The sequence below is a fragment of the Cognatiyoonia sp. IB215182 genome, assembly GCF_033963905.1.
GTDB lineage: Bacteria > Pseudomonadota > Alphaproteobacteria > Rhodobacterales > Rhodobacteraceae > Yoonia.
Genome location: NZ_JAXBMB010000002.1, coordinates 367,006 through 383,744, shown reverse-complemented (window position 1 = coordinate 383,744; position 16,739 = coordinate 367,006). Strand labels below are relative to the sequence as shown.

General features: G+C 58.7%; 19 protein-coding genes, 1 pseudogene and 1 riboswitch. Of the genes and pseudogenes, 7 read left to right on the top strand and 13 right to left on the bottom strand.

The window, feature by feature from the left end:
* Position 1 precedes the first annotated feature (1 nt).
* The 10 genes from SLH47_RS05590 to SLH47_RS05545 form a co-directional block, all read right to left on the bottom strand.
* The gene (locus SLH47_RS05590; RefSeq protein ID WP_320238397.1) at positions 2-766 is read right to left on the bottom strand and encodes a 3-oxoacyl-ACP reductase; all 765 of its coding nucleotides are present in this window, start codon (positions 764-766) and stop codon (positions 2-4) included.
* On the bottom strand, positions 759-1,574 hold the full coding sequence (thiD, locus tag SLH47_RS05585) for a bifunctional hydroxymethylpyrimidine kinase/phosphomethylpyrimidine kinase (protein WP_320238395.1): 816 nt from the start codon (positions 1,572-1,574) through the stop codon (positions 759-761). The genes SLH47_RS05590 and thiD overlap by 8 nt, the downstream gene beginning before the upstream one ends.
* Positions 1,571-2,209: a thiamine phosphate synthase gene (gene thiE, locus SLH47_RS05580; protein WP_320238393.1), complete on the bottom strand. Its 639-nt coding sequence runs from the start codon at positions 2,207-2,209 to the stop codon at positions 1,571-1,573. Before thiE ends, thiD begins: the two co-directional genes overlap by 4 nt.
* Positions 2,200-2,985: a hydroxyethylthiazole kinase gene (gene thiM / locus SLH47_RS05575; RefSeq protein ID WP_320238392.1), complete on the bottom strand. Its 786-nt coding sequence runs from the start codon at positions 2,983-2,985 to the stop codon at positions 2,200-2,202. Before thiM ends, thiE begins: the two co-directional genes overlap by 10 nt.
* A gap of 35 nt (positions 2,986-3,020) precedes the next feature.
* A riboswitch (TPP riboswitch) is annotated at positions 3,021-3,109 on the bottom strand.
* A 42-nt stretch (positions 3,110-3,151) separates the two neighbouring features.
* A complete protein-coding gene (locus SLH47_RS05570; protein WP_320238390.1) occupies positions 3,152-3,829 on the bottom strand; it encodes a TIGR02453 family protein in 678 nt (225 codons plus the stop codon).
* An 11-nt stretch (positions 3,830-3,840) separates the two neighbouring features.
* On the bottom strand, positions 3,841-4,185 hold the full coding sequence (locus SLH47_RS05565) for a TfoX/Sxy family protein (RefSeq protein WP_320238389.1): 345 nt from the start codon (positions 4,183-4,185) through the stop codon (positions 3,841-3,843).
* Entirely contained in the window at positions 4,185-4,583 is a 399-nt protein-coding gene (locus SLH47_RS05560) for an MAPEG family protein (RefSeq protein WP_320238388.1), read from the bottom strand. The genes SLH47_RS05565 and SLH47_RS05560 overlap by 1 nt, the downstream gene beginning before the upstream one ends.
* 27 nt (positions 4,584-4,610) lie before the next feature.
* Positions 4,611-4,997 carry a VOC family protein gene (locus SLH47_RS05555; protein ID WP_320238386.1) on the bottom strand — a complete coding sequence of 129 codons (387 nt, stop codon included), beginning with the start codon at positions 4,995-4,997 and terminating at the stop codon, positions 4,611-4,613.
* A 69-nt stretch (positions 4,998-5,066) separates the two neighbouring features.
* Positions 5,067-6,302: an RNA polymerase sigma factor gene (locus SLH47_RS05550; RefSeq protein WP_320238384.1), complete on the bottom strand. Its 1,236-nt coding sequence runs from the start codon at positions 6,300-6,302 to the stop codon at positions 5,067-5,069.
* A 3-nt stretch (positions 6,303-6,305) separates the two neighbouring features.
* A complete protein-coding gene (locus SLH47_RS05545; protein ID WP_320238383.1) occupies positions 6,306-6,677 on the bottom strand; it encodes a YciI family protein in 372 nt (123 codons plus the stop codon).
* A 399-nt stretch (positions 6,678-7,076) separates the two neighbouring features.
* Between SLH47_RS05545 and SLH47_RS05540 the strand changes: the two genes are divergently transcribed.
* A complete protein-coding gene (locus SLH47_RS05540; RefSeq protein ID WP_320238382.1) occupies positions 7,077-7,982 on the top strand; it encodes a LysR family transcriptional regulator in 906 nt (301 codons plus the stop codon).
* 421 nt (positions 7,983-8,403) lie between these two features.
* Here SLH47_RS05540 and SLH47_RS05535 read toward each other — a convergent pair whose 3' ends face one another.
* The 3 genes and pseudogenes from SLH47_RS05535 to SLH47_RS05525 form a co-directional block, all read right to left on the bottom strand.
* Positions 8,404-8,685, bottom strand: a complete 282-nt coding sequence (locus SLH47_RS05535) for a hypothetical protein (protein ID WP_320238381.1) — start codon at positions 8,683-8,685, stop codon at positions 8,404-8,406.
* Positions 8,686-9,085: 400 nt separating this feature from the next.
* A pseudogene (locus SLH47_RS05530) lies at positions 9,086-9,595 on the bottom strand (IS5/IS1182 family transposase); the annotation flags it as partial.
* Between the two features lie 99 nt (positions 9,596-9,694).
* Positions 9,695-10,579: a polysaccharide deacetylase family protein gene (locus SLH47_RS05525; protein WP_320238380.1), complete on the bottom strand. Its 885-nt coding sequence runs from the start codon at positions 10,577-10,579 to the stop codon at positions 9,695-9,697.
* Positions 10,580-10,802: 223 nt separating this feature from the next.
* Between SLH47_RS05525 and SLH47_RS05520 the strand changes: the two genes are divergently transcribed.
* The 6 genes from SLH47_RS05520 (at position 10,803) to SLH47_RS05495 (ending at position 16,733) form a co-directional block, all read left to right on the top strand.
* On the top strand, positions 10,803-11,885 hold the full coding sequence (locus SLH47_RS05520; RefSeq protein ID WP_320238379.1) for a TRAP transporter substrate-binding protein DctP: 1,083 nt from the start codon (positions 10,803-10,805) through the stop codon (positions 11,883-11,885).
* A gap of 74 nt (positions 11,886-11,959) precedes the next feature.
* The gene (locus SLH47_RS05515) at positions 11,960-12,469 is read left to right on the top strand and encodes a TRAP transporter small permease subunit (protein WP_320238378.1); all 510 of its coding nucleotides are present in this window, start codon (positions 11,960-11,962) and stop codon (positions 12,467-12,469) included.
* A gap of 4 nt (positions 12,470-12,473) precedes the next feature.
* Positions 12,474-13,793, top strand: a complete 1,320-nt coding sequence (locus SLH47_RS05510) for a TRAP transporter large permease subunit (protein ID WP_320238377.1) — start codon at positions 12,474-12,476, stop codon at positions 13,791-13,793.
* Between the two features lie 152 nt (positions 13,794-13,945).
* The gene (locus SLH47_RS05505; RefSeq protein WP_320238376.1) at positions 13,946-14,647 is read left to right on the top strand and encodes a FadR/GntR family transcriptional regulator; all 702 of its coding nucleotides are present in this window, start codon (positions 13,946-13,948) and stop codon (positions 14,645-14,647) included.
* On the top strand, positions 14,644-15,636 hold the full coding sequence (locus SLH47_RS05500; protein WP_320238375.1) for an ABC transporter ATP-binding protein: 993 nt from the start codon (positions 14,644-14,646) through the stop codon (positions 15,634-15,636). The genes SLH47_RS05505 and SLH47_RS05500 overlap by 4 nt, the downstream gene beginning before the upstream one ends.
* Positions 15,633-16,733 (top strand): oligopeptide/dipeptide ABC transporter ATP-binding protein, encoded by a 1,101-nt coding sequence (locus tag SLH47_RS05495; protein ID WP_320238374.1) that lies wholly within the window; start codon positions 15,633-15,635, stop codon positions 16,731-16,733. Before SLH47_RS05500 ends, SLH47_RS05495 begins: the two co-directional genes overlap by 4 nt.
* The last annotated feature ends 6 nt before the right edge of the window (positions 16,734-16,739 follow it).

Here is a 16,739-nt window from a genome sequence, read left to right as displayed (position 1 = left end):
ATCACCCAAAAACCAATCCCCCATCGACGATCAGGTTCTGCCCCGTCACGGCGCGCGCCCACGGGCTGGCAAAGAAAAGCACCGCATCGGCGGCTTCCTCGGGCGTTGTCACGGATCGCAACGGTGTGTTGGCGGCGATCATGTCAAAGACGGCATCTGGTGTGGCGGCACTTGCATCAGTTGTTCGCAGCAATCCGCCAGAGACCATGTTGACGGTGATGCCCTTTGGCCCCAGCTCTGCCGCGGCGGTGCGGGTCAATGCCAGCAAGCCGGCCTTGGCGGATGTATAATCGTGATACGGAACCACCGGGTTCTGGATCAGATTTGTCCCGATATGAATGATCCGGCCAAAGCCTGCGCTTTCCATCATCGGCTGCACCGCCTGCATAGTGTTGAGCGCCCCAAGGACGGCGGTGTCATGCTGCGCGCGGATGGCCTCTGGCGTTAAGGTGGCAATCGTGTCGCGAGCATCGCCATTAAAGCTGTAATCTGCGAGCGCATTGTGAACCAGTGTGGTGACCGGTCCGAACCGCTCCGCGACCAAATCCATCATCGCCGCGACTGCATCCGGTTTCGTTACATCTGCCTGGATCGCGACGGTTTGCGGACCCAGCTCCTCTGCCAGGCTTTCGGCAGCCGCCTGGCTGTGCCGGTAGTTGATCACGACTTTCGCACCCTCTCGGACAAAGGCCCGCGCGATAGCGGCACCCAGCCCGCGCCCGGCGCCGGTGACGAGAACAGTTTGTGAAGCGAGCAATTTAGTCATGTGCGTGGTTCCAAAGATTGGTGAAGTGATGAATGGGGCCGTGGCCCTGTCCGACATTCAGATCATCCGCTGCCACAATCGCCGCGGTGATGTAGGCCTTCGCGGCGCCGACAGCCTGAGGCAGCGCGGCACCCTTTGCCAGTTCTGCGGCCAGCGCCGATGACAGGCTGCATCCGGTTCCGTGAGTATTTTGCGTCGCAGTGCGTTTGCTTTCGAACCAATGCGTTTCACCCGCCGCGTACAACACATCGGGGCTGTCATCGCCCGGCAGATGCCCGCCTTTGATCAGCACCGCTTGCGGCCCAAGCTCAGCGAGCGCTTGGGCGTGGTGGGCCATCGCGTCCCTTGTCATTGTGACAGGTTCATCCAGCAGATGCGCCGCTTCGGGTAGGTTCGGGGTGACAAGCGTGGCCAAGGGCAACAAGCGATCCCGCAGCGTCTTCACCGCATCGTCGGCCAGAAGAGGTGCGCCGCCCTTGGCAATCATGACCGGGTCAAGCACGACCGGCACATTGTCCGCATGTTTCGTCAATGCGTCAGCCACCGTCGCGGCGATATCCGACGTTGCGATCATACCGATCTTGACCGCATCAACGCGAACATCAGCAAAGACTGCTGCAATCTGTGCCGCAACAAAATCCGGCGGCACCAATTCAATCCATGAAACGCCTTGCGTGTTTTGAGCCGTCAGCGCAGTGATTGCGGTCATTGCATAGGCGCCATTGGCGGAAATTGCCTTGATGTCGGCCTGAATGCCCGCCCCGCCTGATGGGTCAGAGCCTGCGATGGACAAGACGTTGCGGATCATCTGAGATCTCCCATGGCTTGGTTGATTTCTTTGGCTGCCTTCTCCGGATCGGGCTGGCCACATATGGCGGAGACAACCGCCATCCCATCCGCCCCTGACATCTGGGCGTCGCGTGCATGTGTGGCTTTCAGACCGCCGATTGCCACTGTTGGAACAGGCGCCAACGCACACAGCGCGGCAAGGCCGTCCATCCCGATTGTCGGTTTGTGATCTGCTTTTGTGGCCGTCGCAAAGACCGTGCCAATGCCAAGATAATCGACGATACGCGGATCAACGGCGCTGACAGCGGCGGCGCTTTCGCAGGACAGCCCGACGATCTTGCCGGGCCCCAAGATGGCGCGCGCCTCTGCTGCGGCCATATCATCCTGGCCAACATGGACGCCGTCCACGTCAGCCGCCTTGGCAGCGGTGACGTCATCGTTGATCACAAAGGGAACACCCGTGCCGGCGAGCGCATCTTTGAGCGCCCCGGCCAGCGCAACCCGATCTGCGGTGCTGGCTGTCTTGTCGCGCAACTGCACGAAAGTGACGCCGCCAGCAACGGCCGCCGCGACCGTTCCAATGACGCCATGTTCGGCGCAAAGGATCGGGTCCGTCACCAGATAAAGCCGAAGATCGTTGGGGTTCAGTGCCATGTCACGCGGACCTCATCCAGATCACCGGGCGCAATGGCGGCAAGTTGATCGAGAAACGCCACCGCAAAGCTACCGGGCCCGTTGGTGCCCGGCCCTGCGCGCGCACCCGCCTCGGAAAAGTGGGTAAGGGCGGCGATGGTTGCGTCCATCGGGGTGCAGATTGCGGCATAGGCACCGATGAGCGCGGTCAGTGAGCATCCCAAGGCCGTGACTTTGGGCATCATCGCATCACCGCCGCTGATCTCCGCGTGCCGCGTGCCGTCAGTGACAAAATCAGTTTCGCCAGTGACGGCAACGACGGCGCCGTGTTCTTTCGCAAGATGAATGGCAGCACCTTTCGCAGCAGGAACGCTGTCACCGCTATCGGCCCCCTTTCCGGCAGCACCTTCCCCGGCGAGGGCGAGGATTTCGGAAGCATTGCCGCGAATGATCGTGGGCTGCAGGTCCAAAAGGTCTTGCGCCACCCGTGCACGATAGGGCGTGGCAAAATGGGCGACGGGGTCAAAGACCCAAGGTTTGGCCGAAGCATTCGCCGCTTCCGCCGCCTTTGTCATCGCCTCAACCCAAGGGGCGGACAACGTCCCGATATTGATCGTCAAGGCACCCGCAACAGGCACAAAATCCGCGATTTCTTCGGTTGCATGCAACATTGCGGGCGACGCGCCCGCTGCCAAGACGACATTGGCCGCGACATTCATTGCGACGTAGTTGGTGATGCAATGCACGAGCGGTGCTTGCGTGCGCAATGATTGGAGTGCTGCGTTGGGTGTTGTCATGTCTTTCCTCTCAAGCGGAAAGACGGGGGCCGCCATGGCTGCTGACCCTGCCTCCCTCCGCCAGCATTATCTGGTTCAGGTTCAAAGGGTACGTCTCAGCCTCGCGGCGCCCCTGGCTGTGAATGAGACTAGTGGGCGCCCCCGCAGTGTCAACAGAGCGGTGCGATCAGTCTGGCTGCATTGCGGCCGCGATCTCGGACATTAGGTGAAATACAGGCATCAGTTGGCGCAGATCTGCGATTGTTCGACCGACAAGGCCTCGTTCGGTAACCGAGGCGGGCGTGCTATTGTCGATCCAGGTGGCAAACCCCTTACGCCGGAGGGCTTCGGCATTTGGGTGATCTTTATCAAAGCCCGCAGGCACGCGTTTCAAATCAGGTTCGCCGATCCTGAAGCCTTGCTTGCACAGATCGTCGGTTAGCGCGATCAGCTTGGTACCCGTCCCGCCCCCCATTGCGGCGCGAAATGCCGGCAGACTCTCCTTGTCATACTGAAAGACACCGCATCCAAGTGTCAGCCTCTCTGGCGACAGGCCAAAGAACCACATCGGCGGTTGGCTAGTTTGTTGAGCGGGTGTGAATGCCATGTGCAAATGGGCATTGTAGGGTGTCTTGTCCTTGGAAAAGCGCACATCGCGGTGGATCCGAAAGACTTTGCTGGTGTGGTCCTGACCTGTCATCTCGGCCAGTGCCCCAACTATCGCATCAGCGAACTGCAGACCCGGCGCCTTGAGCTGCGCCTCATAGCGTGCCTTGTTCGCAGCAAACCAGTCTTTGGTATTGTTGGCCTTCAACTCTTTCAAAAAATGCAGAGCGTCCGGCGAGAAACAGTCAAATTGCGTCATCGCATCCTCGATCAGTCTTTTGCGGGAAGGGCGGCCGCGTGGGCGAGGCAAAGCTGCAACCAGCGCTGCAAGGCTGTGTCATCGCAATCTGCAGCGTCCACACGTACAAAACCGCCCAACTTGCGGCTTCCATGGATGACCTCGTTCGCGCTTGGATCAAGAAGCGCCGATGCTTCATTTGCCTTGCCTACGCGGAACATGAAACGCCCGACGCCGTCAATGTGCCGCCGCGCCCCGCACAGCATGTTGCCGTTCAAAAAGAAGCACTGCCCGCCCATCATCTGTTTTTCGGAAATCCCGACATGGGCGGCCAATGCGTTGCGCAAACGAGTGTTGAGACCTTCGTCAACCGGCATCAGAATGCCACGCCAAGCTGCCACAGGATTGCCAGCCCCAAGACGAGCAAAGTGATGTTGGTCAAACCTGCCCCGATCAGACGGCCCATGCTGTCGGCTGCTTTGCGCAGACCGAAATAATGGACAAGGCGCGCCAGGATCAACGCACCGCCACAGCCCAGCACCAGCCAAGGGGCGACGCCCGCAATCTCAGCCGCCGCAAGAGCCACGAGCGCAAGGGGGACATATTCCACAAAGTTCCCATGCGCGCGCATCAGTCGCAACAGATGGTCATCCTCACCATGCAACAGAAGGATCCCGGTCTTGGCCCGGCGCAGGCCAACCGCAATAGCCATCGGGATGCTCATCAACACAAGGACGGCGACGACGGCAAGCGTGATATGGGGCAGGTTTTCCATCTGATCTCTCCTTTCCGGTGAAGTGCCTTACGACGCCATGCTTTCGTAAGTGATCAGCGCAAACCGCGCGCCATGCGGATCGGTCAGTGTCGCCATGCGCCCGACACCGGGCATATCCATTGCCGGCTGGATGATGGTTGCCCCTTTGGCCTTTGCCTTGGCAGTGCTGGCATCAACATCTGCGACAGTGAAATAGATCGTCCAGGCACCCTTTTCTTCGGGCATTGGGGAGAAGCCCCCAATCGCGGTTTCACCAATCACGGCGGCCGAATAGCTCGACCCGTCCTGCATTGGCATGTCATTGATCTTCCATCCCAATACGTCCTGATAAAACGCTTTGGCTTCCTTTTGATCCGGGCCGGAATGGCCGATCCAGCCGGAATTGCCGAGCGTTGTCATCTCAAGAATACTCATGGGTTCTCTCCCTTGGTTGCGCCCGCCACATGCGGGTCTGATCCAAGGACGCGCGTACAGCCGGCTTCCCTACAGGTGGCCCAGTTCGTTTTGGCTGATCGCGATTTTGTCTGTGACGGCGGCGCGTTCAGGCGCGGTAGGGGTGAGCGTTAGGACCGTTTCAAACGCGGCAATCGCGGCACGGTGATCGCCGATCTCCTGTAGCAGACCGCCCCGCATTGCATGAAACCACCGATAAGTGGACAGATCCTCCGTCAACGTTTCCAAAGCATTGATTGCAAAACGTGGCCCGTGCAGCTTGGCCTGCGCCGCAATCTGGTTGAGACGCACGACCGGGGTCGGCTGCAACGCGTAAAGTGCGGCGTAATGAGACTCGATGAGTGCCCAGTCGGTTTTTTCGGATGTTGCCGCACTTGCATGCGCGGCAGCGATTGTGGCCTGGATAATGTAGATGCCCCGATGGTTGATGCGCTGTGCCTTTTGCAGAAGCGCCATCGCCTCGGCGATGTTCGAACGGTCCCAAAGGCTGCGGTCCTGATCATCGAGCGTGACCAGCTTTCCATCCCCGTCAATCCGCGCATGGCGGCGCGCATGCTGCAGCAGCAATAGCGCCAGAAGCGCAGATTGTTCGCCCATCGCTGGAAACAGCCTCACCAGGAGGCGGGCGAGCCTGATCGCCTCTTCACACAATGTCAGTTTCATCTGAACCGGCCCGGACGAAGTTGACCACCCCTCGTTGAACATCAGATAGATCATCAAAGAGACTTCGCTGAGCCGCACGCCACGCTCTTGCGGGGTGGGCGTTTCGAAGGCGACCGGGTTTTCCGCGATCTTTCTTTTGGCACGCGTGATGCGCTGTTCCATTGTCTTGGGCTTGACGAGAAAGCCGCTCGCGATTTCAGCGACGCTGAGCCCCAGGATCACCCGCAAAGCAACCGCGATCTGATCCTGCCGGTCAAGCTCGGGGTGGCAGCAGATGAAAAGCAGTCGCAGAACGTCGTCGCGCAATTCGTCCGGGTCAGGTGTTTCTGCAGGCAAGGGCTGAAACTCTTCACTATGGCGCGAAAGGATCGCGGCGCGGCGCTGCGATTTGCGTAGATGGTCAAGGCCTGCATTGCGGGCCGTGGTCAGTAGCCAGGCGAGCGGGTCACGTGGCGCGCCATCTGTGCCCCAAACGATCAGGGCTTTTACGCAAGCCTCGGCAAAGGCCTCTTCGGCCAGATCGATATCGCGAAACACCCGCGTAAGCGCCGCGATGGCGCGGGGCCGTTGTTCGGCGAATGTGGCGTCAAGCCAGTCTGACATGACCTAGTCCGATGACAATGCACCCCCCGCCCAGGCAACAGGCCGCACCTCAAGCCGCGCGATGGGCGACGAGATCATTTTCGCGTATTCCAGCGCCTCATCAAGGTCTTTGAAATCGGCAGCATAGAAGCCCAGAAAGTTTTCCTTGGTCTCGGCAAACGGTCCGTCCACGATCAGCGGTGCAGCACTGTCGTTCCTAGCCGGTTCTACCATCACCGCAGATGTGGGCGGCATCAGCTTCATCGACACAAACGCCCCCCGGTTCTTGAGTGCGTCTTGCAATGCGCCGTGCCCTGACATGACATCGTCCTGTCGTTCCTTAGGCAGTGCCTCAAACACGCCCGGTTCGCCATAAATCGTGATTGCATAGATCATCTTATCCTCCGCACTGCAGTTACATGCTGCAAGGACGCACGGGCAGTTGCAAATCCGACATGGTTTCGCTTTGGCTTTGATCAGTACTGCGCTTGAGCCCAAGGTCTCATATGCTGAGACCCGATCAACTTGGCATAGTCCTCTGCTAGGAGCATAGAACTCCTCGCCATTTTTGGCTGGCGTCCCCTTTTTTGCGCCCATCTCAGCCACTAAATCAGCGTAGAGTGAGAGAGGAGACGCGTTTCGGTTGTTTCAGAAGTAACGCGCTTCAGGATTCTAGTGTTTCATTTTGGGAACGGAAAGCCGTGTCGCGCTACGTCGTTTGGTCTTCACCAACGGCCCATTCATTCGCCGATACGCACCAGTTCAGTGCCGCCGTAAGCCCGGAGGATAACAACCATGCCAATGAGGTCAGCAATTGGTCTCGATGATCTTCGGAATTTTTATCTCATCGCTGAAGCCGGTGGCGTCAGTGCGGCACAACGCCAATTTGGCATCTCAAAAGCAACGCTTTCACGGGCTCTCAGTAGACTGGAAGAACGAGCGCGTGGACATCTGTTTGATCGGGTCAGCACGGGTCTACGTCTGACCGCTGCTGGCGAAACACTTCTCGACGTCGCACGCAGGGCCACGCAAGCAGGCAGTCAAGCAGATGAATTGCTGAGGGCCGTTACGGAACAGCCGCGCGGTACACTTCGCGTCGCTGCCAGCGCTTTGAGCGGGCAATACCTGCTTGGCCCAGTTGTGGCACGTTTGACGGCCGAGTTTCCAAAAGTGAAGGCACATATTGAGGTCGCTGGGTCCGGCCCTGATCCACTGACCGAAGACCTCGACGTGGTCCTTCGCCTCGGCCGGCCAGAAGAGCCCTACCTGATCGCGAAGCGGATTGTCTCCACCCCGATGCGCCTTTACTGCGGTACCGAATTCGCGCGCTCAAATCCGGTCGATGACTTGTCGGAAATCGTCCACCTTCCGCGGGTCTGTATCGATGTGCCTGGGGTGCCACGAGACTGGGTTCTGTCCGATGACAGCGACTCGACGAAGCTTGTTTTTGATACACCACCGCAGATTTCGGTGGGTGATCCAACCGTCGCGCTCGGCATGATCGCCTCCGGCGCTGGCATTGCGATGCTCCCGGCTCGTTTTGGAGACGAACAAGTGCGTGGCGGCGGCGTCGTCTCGATTCTGCCAGAGTTTAGTATGGGGAATATTGAAATCTTTGCTGTATTTCCGCCCAGACGTTCAAGCATCCCGTCGGTACGACTGTTGATTGACTACTTGGTTGAGCATGCGCAGCAAATGTAGGGCCAACCAAAAAATAGCTATGCCGCTTACCACCGTTTCGGCGACCGTTGCTCGATACCGTCCATAAAGCCATGAGTATGCCTCACAGCAATTAATTAGAATAGGTTTATTCTGGAAAGCTGAGCTTTGAGGAATTCCAAAATAGGAATGACTAATAACTCGGTGTTTCTGAGCCTGTTCATTTGGTTCGGCGTCTTTCATGCATTAGTTAGCTGCGCCGACTAACAGATGCATTTCGCAGATACGTACTGAAGTGCCATGAGACCAATTGTATCGCACGCTTTGATTGTATGAAGTGCATAAGGTCGTCACTAACCCAGGGAACATGAGAGTTGAGGGAGCTCACGTGGCCTTCAATAATACAATACGCCCATCGCCCAAAATAGGGCGATGGGCATCTTTGCTATTGGCTCTGTTGAAATCACCGGTTGAGAGCTGCCTGGATGCCGCCGCGGGTCGACCCTGCGCGTTCTTCATCATTCTTCTCGACGTCAATGATCTCGACGAGCGTGCTAAGATCAAGTGTGGTGGGATCCACGTCGACAAACCCGTAGTCGTCAAGGATACGGTCAACGCTGAGTTCAAGGCCGCTCAGACCGGTTCTGGGGCCTTGGAATTCGCCTTGCTGAGCGGATGCCACGATTGGCAACGAAGCGGCAATGGCGACGGCGGCAGCGACGATAGCGGATGATTTAATGGACATGGTATTTTCCTTTCGTTTCTTTTTGATGTGGTGCAAAGAACCACTTTTGGTTGAATGTACAGCGTTTGGCGCTGCAGATATCAGAGGAGTTATTGCGAGCCTCCGATGGAGCAGGAAGTATTCGTTCTACTCATCGAAACAAGAATTGCAGCCACGAACTCATGGAAACTTGAATACGGGTGAAGATTGTTTCAATCGCATTGCCCAGTCTGCATTCCAAAAAGCCGATCGCGATGGTGTCACCGTAGACCTGCGTTAATCACCTCCTTTGATAAGAAAGAGATGATGCGTCCGAGTGGTTCAAAGAAGAGCGCCTTGTGAAACTCGCCGTTTCAAAAAGGGAACAGACCAGAGTGCTTCTTGCTAAAGCCAGTTCTACTAAGTTCAGAACGCATGGCCTGTAAATGACGTGGGCGGCGAGCGCGAAAGCCGAGAGGAAGACCTTTGGGCACCTATCGCATCGTGCCGCCACGCGTCTCTAATCCTTCGATCTGCCGAATATGATCTCGATTCGGTTGCGCCGATTGCAGGGACGCTTTTCGTACCGTCTTTCGTTCGGCCAATCACACGTCCAGGCCCTCTTTTCCAGCCCCCGTGCTGGCGGCTGTCCGGTGGGCCTTCAGATACGTAGCGTCAACCATGGCCGTCTTCTCTTCGCAGTGATCTGCGGCAAAACCTGCCATCATCCGAGCGAAAACGCCCTTTTCGCTCTACCACTCCCAACGATTGCACAGCGTCATATGAGATTCATGCGTCAATGGGTATCGCGTTATCGTAAACCATCGCAATTGATGAAGATAATCCCGCTCAGAACACGTTGGTGATCCAATCAAGGCTTACCATGGGACTTTGGAAGGAACGGCTCAAGGCGCGCCATTTGAGCATCCGTCAACGAGAAGAGTTCAGACATATCGACCGCTCATTTTGGGGTTTGTGAATCACGACAACACACATAGATCAATGGGTCCCGACCCTAGAGCATTTCGATCAGGGTTCTGCCGCCGAGTGATCAGTCGGGTACCACATGCGTGTAGTGATCATTGATTGCACCTGCGGTCGTCCACCAGATCTGATCACCGCCATTGTCGCGAATATGGCGTAGCGCGCGCTCCAAGTGTTTGAGCCGATGTGGGTGTCCCATAAGATAGCCGTGTAGCGCGATCCCCATCACAAGCGGGCGGCGCGCACTTTCTTCGAGCATGACTTCAAAAGCGTCACAGATCATGTCCCCGAACTCTGCCCCTTCACGCTTGCGTCCGACGATCTGGGGAATGTCGTTGAGTTCCTGTGGATAGGGTACTGACAGAATGCGCCCGCCTCTTGTATTCATCCAGATCGGCTGATCGTCGTGACACCAGTCAAGCAGGTATTCATAGCCCGCCTCTTCCAGCAGATCGGGTGTGACGGCGCTCTGGCTGATCCAGGGGCCAAGCCAGCCCCTGGGTTGTTTGCCCTCATGCTGTTCGACAGTTTTCGTTGCCTCTTCGATCAATGCGCGCTCTGCGTCTTCATCCAGGACGCCCTGCCGTTCCGCATTGGTGCGCCCATGCCCGGCAATCTCATCACCCCGGTTTCGGAAAGCCTCGACAAGGCCGGGGGCGTGGTCATAAAGGTCGGAATTCACGAGTACAGTCGCTGGCACGGACAGACGGTCGAACAGCTCCAGCATCCGCCACGCGCCAACCCGGTTGCCGTAATCGCGCCAGCCATAGTTCAGCACATCCGGTTGTGGTCCACCCGGCGCGAGTTCCGCCCCGAGCCCCTCACCAAAAGCGAAGCACTCCAAATTCATGCCCAAATAGACCGCCAATCTACGCCCATCCGGCCAGTCGAAATCGGGTCGGTCAGTGATGGCTGAATAAGCATATCGTCCATGCTGGGGCAGGTTGGGCACCGCTGTCGCTCCTCTTGTTTGTCGCGTTCTTCTTCGCGATCAATGACGCGATTGTCTCGCGCAAAAAAACGCCGTTCGTGCAAAAAAGACGCTCATCACGCAGGCATTCGCGGGTTTTCAGACGGTTTTGGTAGTCGAAATAGGCGGATTCCTCGCCCGGCGGCAAACGGACCCTAGCACGTCACTGAGGTAACGAAAGACAATGTGACAACAGGAGAAAAGTATGGATCGTCGCAAGTTCCTGACAACCGCCGCAGTGGGCACGAGTGCCACCGCGCTGGCCGCGCCAACTATCGCTCGGGCGCAGACAATCAGTTGGAAAATGACCACGGCCTTCCCGCCGGGGCAGCCATTTTATTCAACCGGTCCCGGTTCGCTGACCGACTTTGCAGATCGTGTCCGCGCAATGTCGGGCGGCGCGTTGGATATTACCGTCTATCACGGGGGGGAGCTGGTCCCGGCCTTCGAAGGGTTCGATGCGGTGCGGCAAGGTATCGTCGAAATGAACGGCTGGGTCAGCTATTTCGGTGCTGGTAAAGTGCCCGCCGCGCAGTTCTTTGGCGCGGTCCCGTTCGGGATGTCGACCCAAGGTCAGAATGCCTGGTTCTATATAGGGGACGGGATCGACCTGTGGAATGAAACCTATGAACCGCTGGGCCTCGTCGCGATGCCTGTTGGGGCGACCGGTGTGCAGATGACCGGCTGGTTCAACAAGGAAATCAACTCGATCGAGGATATGCAGGGCCTGAAAATGCGCATTCCGGGCCTCGCTGGTCGCGGCTATGCGCGCGTTGGTGTTGATGTGCAGCTTTTGCCGGGTGGTGAGATTTTCCCGGCGCTTGAGCGTGGCGTGATTGATGCCGCCGAATGGGTTGGCCCCGCGCAGGACAAGATCCTGGGGCTGAACACGGCGGCCAAATACTACTACACCACCGGTTGGCACGAACCCACGACAGTGACAGAGCTTGCGATCAACAAAGCGGCGTGGGACACGCTGGGGGATGAGTTGCAGGCCATCGTCTCGAACGCGGCGGCGGCATGTAACGTGATTTCGCATAGCTGGGCAGAGGCGAATAATGCCGCAGCGCTGGAAGAGTTCCGCGCGGGCGGAACAGAAGTGCGCGTGTTGCCGGATGACGTGATTGCAGCGCTGAAGGTCGAGATGGGTCCAGTTTACGATGAACTCGCCGCCGAAGACCCGCAGTTCAAGAAGGTGATGGACAATTACTTTGCCTTCAAAGAACAGCATGACATCTGGGCATCCGCATCGGAACAGGTTTGGCATTCGCAACTGCGCGACGCCTGATTGATCCTTCTTAGGACTCATGGGCGATCCGAGGCCGGGTCGCCCAAATGTATGAATACCGGAATACCAATCCCATGAATAAAGCACTTGCTTTTGCCGATGCGGTCGATCGGATGACGCGCGCGGCCTCTGCGCTCGCGTCTGCCCTTCTGCTCCTCATGATCGCCCTTGTCTTTTTCAACGTCTTTGGGCGCTACGTGGTCGGGGCCAGCCCGGTTTGGGCGCAAGAGTTGGAATGGCATCTGATGGCACCGATCGCGCTTCTTGGGATCACTGTGCTGATGCTGGAAAAGGGACATGTGCGTGTGGATATGGTGTTTGAGCGCTTGCCTGAACGCGCCCAGCACGCGCTCGATTTGTTTTCCATGCTGTGCGGCGCCATCATTGCGGTCCTCTTCATCAAATATTCGGCGGGCTTTGTGGATAGCGCCTGGTCGATCCGTGAAGGATCGCCCGATCCTGGTGGGCTGCCTGCGCGTTACGTTGTCAAGGCGATGATCCCGGTCGCCTTTGGTCTTTTTGCGCTGCAATGCGTGGCCAATGCGATCCGGCATGCCGCCGCCCTGCGCCGCGTCGGAGGGTAGCGCGATGGACGATATGCTTGCCATTTACATGATCCTTGGCTTCATGTGCGCGCTTCTGATCGGCATGCCGGTGGGCATCGGCATCGCGGTGGCGGGGTTCACCTTTGGCTGGATGGGCTTTGGGGATTTTCTGTTCAACCTCGTCCCATCACGCATCTATGGCGTGGTCACGAAATACGAATTCATCGCCATCCCGCTATTCGTCTATATGGGGGTGATGCTGGAGAAATCCCGCGTGGCCGAGGACATGCTGGAGGTGATCGGGCGCCTTTCCGGTCGCATGAATGGAGGGATGGCGGTTGCGTTGATCGTGGTTGGTGTGCTGATGGGTGCATCGACCGGGATTGTGGGGGCGACCGTTGTGACGTTGACCATGCTCACAATGCCCATTCTTCTCAAACGCAACTATGATGGTGGCTTGGCTGCAGGTGCCATTTGCGCAAGTGGTACGCTGGGCCAGATCATCCCGCCATCGTTGGTGCTGATCCTGCTGGCCGATATCATGGGCGAAAGCGTCGGCACACTTTTTGCCGCTGCGATGATGCCGGGGCTGATGCTGGCGGGGCTTTATATCGGCTTCATCCTGATCCTGGGCCGTCTGCGGCCCGATCTGATGCCCCCCATCCCCGAGGCGGAACGTGCTGAAATCCGTGGCTGGGCATTGGCGCGCAAGGCGGTCTATTCGCTGGCCCCACCCCTTCTGCTGGTTGCAGGTGTGCTGGGCACGATCATCGGTGGCATCGCGGCGCCGACCGAGGCCGCGGGGGTCGGCGCAGTGCTTTCTATCGTCATTGCAGTGATCTATGGCCGTTTGACCTTCACGATGATCTGGAGTGCCGCGCAATCCGCGCTGCGCATCTCGGCCATGATCTTTTTCATCCTGATCGCGGCACAGGTCTTCTCTGTCGCGTTCCGGGGGTTGAATGGTGAGGATATTGTGCAGGACACACTGGCCCTGCTGCCCGGCGGCGAAACCGGTGCGCTGATCTTTCTGATGCTGCTTCTGTTCGTACTGGGCTTTTTCCTCGAATGGATCGAGATCAGCTATATCGCGCTGCCGCTTCTGCTGCCGTTCTTTGTAGCCTCTGGAACTGACATGGTGTGGCTGGCTGCCTTGATCGCGTTGAACCTGCAAACGTCGTTCCTGACGCCCCCCTTTGGCTGGGCGCTATTCTTTTTGAAAGGGGCCGCACCGCCACAGGTCACGACGGCCATGATTTATCGGGGTGTTGTGCCTTTCATCGCGATTCAGGTGGTAGCACTCGTGATGCTGTTCAACTTCCCGGCGATTGCGACATGGCTGCCGGAAGCCATAGGTTGGTGATGTGTCGCCCGCATCAGAGCGTTTGATCAAATTGTAGGCGCGAGGTGCCCCTCTGCCTCGTGATTGACGTTATCTTACTTGACCTAACGTAAATCGAACCAAATCATAATTGGTGCGAACCAATTTATAAATGGTTCGAAACCGGGGGTGCGATGAATATCGAAACCAGCTTTACCGAGAACACGACGCAGACCCTGCGCCAGATCAGGCAGCTGATCGACTCCGGTAGCTTGCCATCTGATGGGCGCCTGCCAACGGAACGGGAGTTATCGCAAGAATTTGGGATCAGCAGGCGTGCCGTGCGCCGCGCGCTGGAGGTGCTTGAGGCCGAAGGGCTGATCTGGCGCAAACAGGGCAAGGGCACCTTTGCCGGAAAACCGCCAGAGCCCGCGTCTCAGATCGCGGCGAACATTGTGGATGAAGTGGATGCGCTGGCGGTGATGGAGGCGCGCCTGGGGATTGAGCCGCAACTGGCCGCCCTTTGCGCCCGCCGTGCTACGGTTGAGGATGTTGAGCGTTTGCGCCACCTTGCGGTGCGGCTTTCTGAGGCTGCTGACTCAGACGCATCAGAGCTTTGGGACGGTGCGATGCACCGGATGATCGCGCGGATTGCCGACAATCCGATCCTGTCCACCGCCTTTGACGTGCTTGAAGCCATTCGCGCCCGCGAGGATTTTCAACATAGCCGCCAACGCGCCCGCACGCCTGAAACGCGCGAAATATACACCGCCCAACACGACAGGATCATCGCCGCCATCGATGCCCGCGATAGTCATGCCGCGCGGGCGGCGATGACCGAGCATCTTGAGACGCTGATCGCGAACCTCAAGAAATCTCTTGAGGTGCTGCCATGAATGCGCCGCTTCTTGATGTGCGCGGCCTGTCGATCCGCATTGACGGCGCAGAGCGGGATCTGGTCGAGGATGTATCGTTCACGCTGAACGCGGGTGAGACCCTCTGCATCGTCGGAGAGTCCGGCTGCGGGAAAAGCCTGACGGCGCTCGCATTGATGGGTTTGTTGTCCACCCCGCCCCTTCGGATCACCGGCGGGACGACAGCTTTTCAGGGGGCCGATCTGATGCGGCTTCCACGCACCGCTTTGCAGGATTTGCGTGGCGACAGGATCGGGATGATCTTTCAGGAACCGATGTCGTCGCTCAACCCCACAATGCGGATTGGCGACCAGATTGCGGAGGCCGTCGAACGGCACAAGGGCGTGAGTACGACTGAGGCCCGGCAACGTGCGCTCGACATGCTGCGCCGCGTCGGCATCCCCGCACCAGAGCAGCGGATGGCGGCCTATCCGCACAATCTGTCGGGCGGGATGCGCCAGCGGGTGATGATCGCGATGGCGCTGGCCAATGATCCCGCACTGATCCTGGCAGATGAGCCGACGACAGCGCTTGATGTCACGATCCAGGCGCAGGTGCTTGACCTGATGAAGACACTTCAGGCCGAAAGTGCCAGCGCGATGATCCTGATCACCCACGATCTGGGTGTCGTGGCTGAAATGGCCGACAAAGTTGCGGTGATGTATGCTGGGCGGATTGTTGAGATTGGCCCGGCGGCGGCGATCTTTGATGATCCCCAGCACCCTTACACGATTGCCCTGATAAGCTCGATGCCCGCCTATGGTGCGCGGACCGACCAGCTTGTCACCATCCCCGGCGTCGTGCCGCAAGCCGCCCGGATGCCAGCCGGATGCCGGTTTGCGCCCAGATGCCCTTTTGCGACCGATGTTTGCGCCGACATGCCGCCGGATACGACCGTCGCCGCCGGCCATAGTGTCGGGTGCTGGCACGCCCCGCTTGAGGCGTTGCCCGCAGAGCGCATTTCGGCATGACCGCGCCAGAGATCATCCTCGAGGCCTCTGCACTTCGGCGGGAATTCGTGACCAGACGCCCGCTCTTCGGCGCGCCAACGGTCGTGCGTGCGGTGGATGGGGTCGATCTGAAAATCCAACGTGGCGAGACCTTCTCGATCGTAGGCGAGTCCGGTTGCGGGAAATCCACGCTTGCCCGGCTGCTTGTCCGGCTGATCGAACCGACGGAGGGCGCCGTCCGGTACGCGGGGCGTAACATCGCCGACATCCCAGAGGCCGAGATGCGACGCCTGCGCCGCGACTTGCAATTCATATTTCAAGACCCGTTTTCGTCGCTCAACCCGCGCATGACCGTCGGCGCATTGCTGGAAGAGCCGATGCAGGTGCATGGGCTAGGATCCGGCACAGAGCGCAAGGCGCAGGTGACGCAGCTGCTGGCCCGCGTGGGCCTGCCCAGCGATAGTGCGGATCGTTACCCACATGAATTTTCCGGCGGCCAGCGTCAAAGGATCGGTATTGCACGTGCCTTGGCCAGTGGACCCAAGGTGCTAATCGGGGATGAGCCGGTCAGCGCGCTGGATGTGTCGATCCAAGCGCAGGTGCTCAATATCCTTGAAGACCTCAAGGCCGAATTCGGGCTGACCCTGATCGTCATCGCCCACGACCTCGCCGTTGTGCGCCACATGTCGGACCGGGTGGCGGTGATGTATCTGGGCGAGATTGTCGAAACCGCCCTTGTCGAGACACTGTTCAGCGCGCCACAGCACCCCTACACAGCCGCTTTGATCGCGGCGATCCTCATTCCGAAAGTGGGTGCGCGGCGGGCACATACCGCGTTGCTAGGCGATCCACCCAACCCGATTGATCTGCCCTCTGGTTGCAGGTTTCACCCGCGCTGTCCGCACGCGACTGAAATTTGTCGGGCGACACGTCCGGTACTGTCTCCGCGGTCAGGTGGCGGAGCGGTCGCGTGCCACCACGCCGACACACTGCACCTCAAGGGGCTTGAAGACGCTGAAACGGGCCGCAGCGCCAAAGCCGCCGCCCGCATGGAACTTTGCCGCGCCGCAAGGGCGCGGGCCGATGGCGGACCAACCGCTGCAACGACACCACAATAAGACCAA

Excerpts from the sequence above, each read along its gene's own strand:
- SLH47_RS05590 (WP_320238397.1), bottom strand. The coding sequence starts at position 766 with ATGACTAAATTGCTCGCTTCACAAACTGTTCTCGTCACCGGCGCCGGG.
- thiD (WP_320238395.1), bottom strand. The coding sequence starts at position 1,574 with ATGATCCGCAACGTCTTGTCCATCGCAGGCTCTGACCCATCAGGCGGG.
- thiE (WP_320238393.1), bottom strand. The coding sequence starts at position 2,209 with ATGGCACTGAACCCCAACGATCTTCGGCTTTATCTGGTGACGGACCCG.
- thiM (WP_320238392.1), bottom strand. The coding sequence starts at position 2,985 with ATGACAACACCCAACGCAGCACTCCAATCATTGCGCACGCAAGCACCG.
- SLH47_RS05570 (WP_320238390.1), bottom strand. The coding sequence starts at position 3,829 with ATGACGCAATTTGACTGTTTCTCGCCGGACGCTCTGCATTTTTTGAAA.
- SLH47_RS05565 (WP_320238389.1), bottom strand. The coding sequence starts at position 4,185 with ATGCCGGTTGACGAAGGTCTCAACACTCGTTTGCGCAACGCATTGGCC.
- SLH47_RS05560 (WP_320238388.1), bottom strand. The coding sequence starts at position 4,583 with ATGGAAAACCTGCCCCATATCACGCTTGCCGTCGTCGCCGTCCTTGTG.
- SLH47_RS05555 (WP_320238386.1), bottom strand. The coding sequence starts at position 4,997 with ATGAGTATTCTTGAGATGACAACGCTCGGCAATTCCGGCTGGATCGGC.
- SLH47_RS05550 (WP_320238384.1), bottom strand. The coding sequence starts at position 6,302 with ATGTCAGACTGGCTTGACGCCACATTCGCCGAACAACGGCCCCGCGCC.
- SLH47_RS05545 (WP_320238383.1), bottom strand. The coding sequence starts at position 6,677 with ATGATCTATGCAATCACGATTTATGGCGAACCGGGCGTGTTTGAGGCA.
- SLH47_RS05540 (WP_320238382.1), top strand. The coding sequence starts at position 7,077 with ATGCCAATGAGGTCAGCAATTGGTCTCGATGATCTTCGGAATTTTTAT.
- SLH47_RS05535 (WP_320238381.1), bottom strand. The coding sequence starts at position 8,685 with ATGTCCATTAAATCATCCGCTATCGTCGCTGCCGCCGTCGCCATTGCC.
- SLH47_RS05520 (WP_320238379.1), top strand. The coding sequence starts at position 10,803 with ATGGATCGTCGCAAGTTCCTGACAACCGCCGCAGTGGGCACGAGTGCC.
- SLH47_RS05515 (WP_320238378.1), top strand. The coding sequence starts at position 11,960 with ATGAATAAAGCACTTGCTTTTGCCGATGCGGTCGATCGGATGACGCGC.
- SLH47_RS05510 (WP_320238377.1), top strand. The coding sequence starts at position 12,474 with ATGGACGATATGCTTGCCATTTACATGATCCTTGGCTTCATGTGCGCG.
- SLH47_RS05505 (WP_320238376.1), top strand. The coding sequence starts at position 13,946 with ATGAATATCGAAACCAGCTTTACCGAGAACACGACGCAGACCCTGCGC.
- SLH47_RS05500 (WP_320238375.1), top strand. The coding sequence starts at position 14,644 with ATGAATGCGCCGCTTCTTGATGTGCGCGGCCTGTCGATCCGCATTGAC.
- SLH47_RS05495 (WP_320238374.1), top strand. The coding sequence starts at position 15,633 with ATGACCGCGCCAGAGATCATCCTCGAGGCCTCTGCACTTCGGCGGGAA.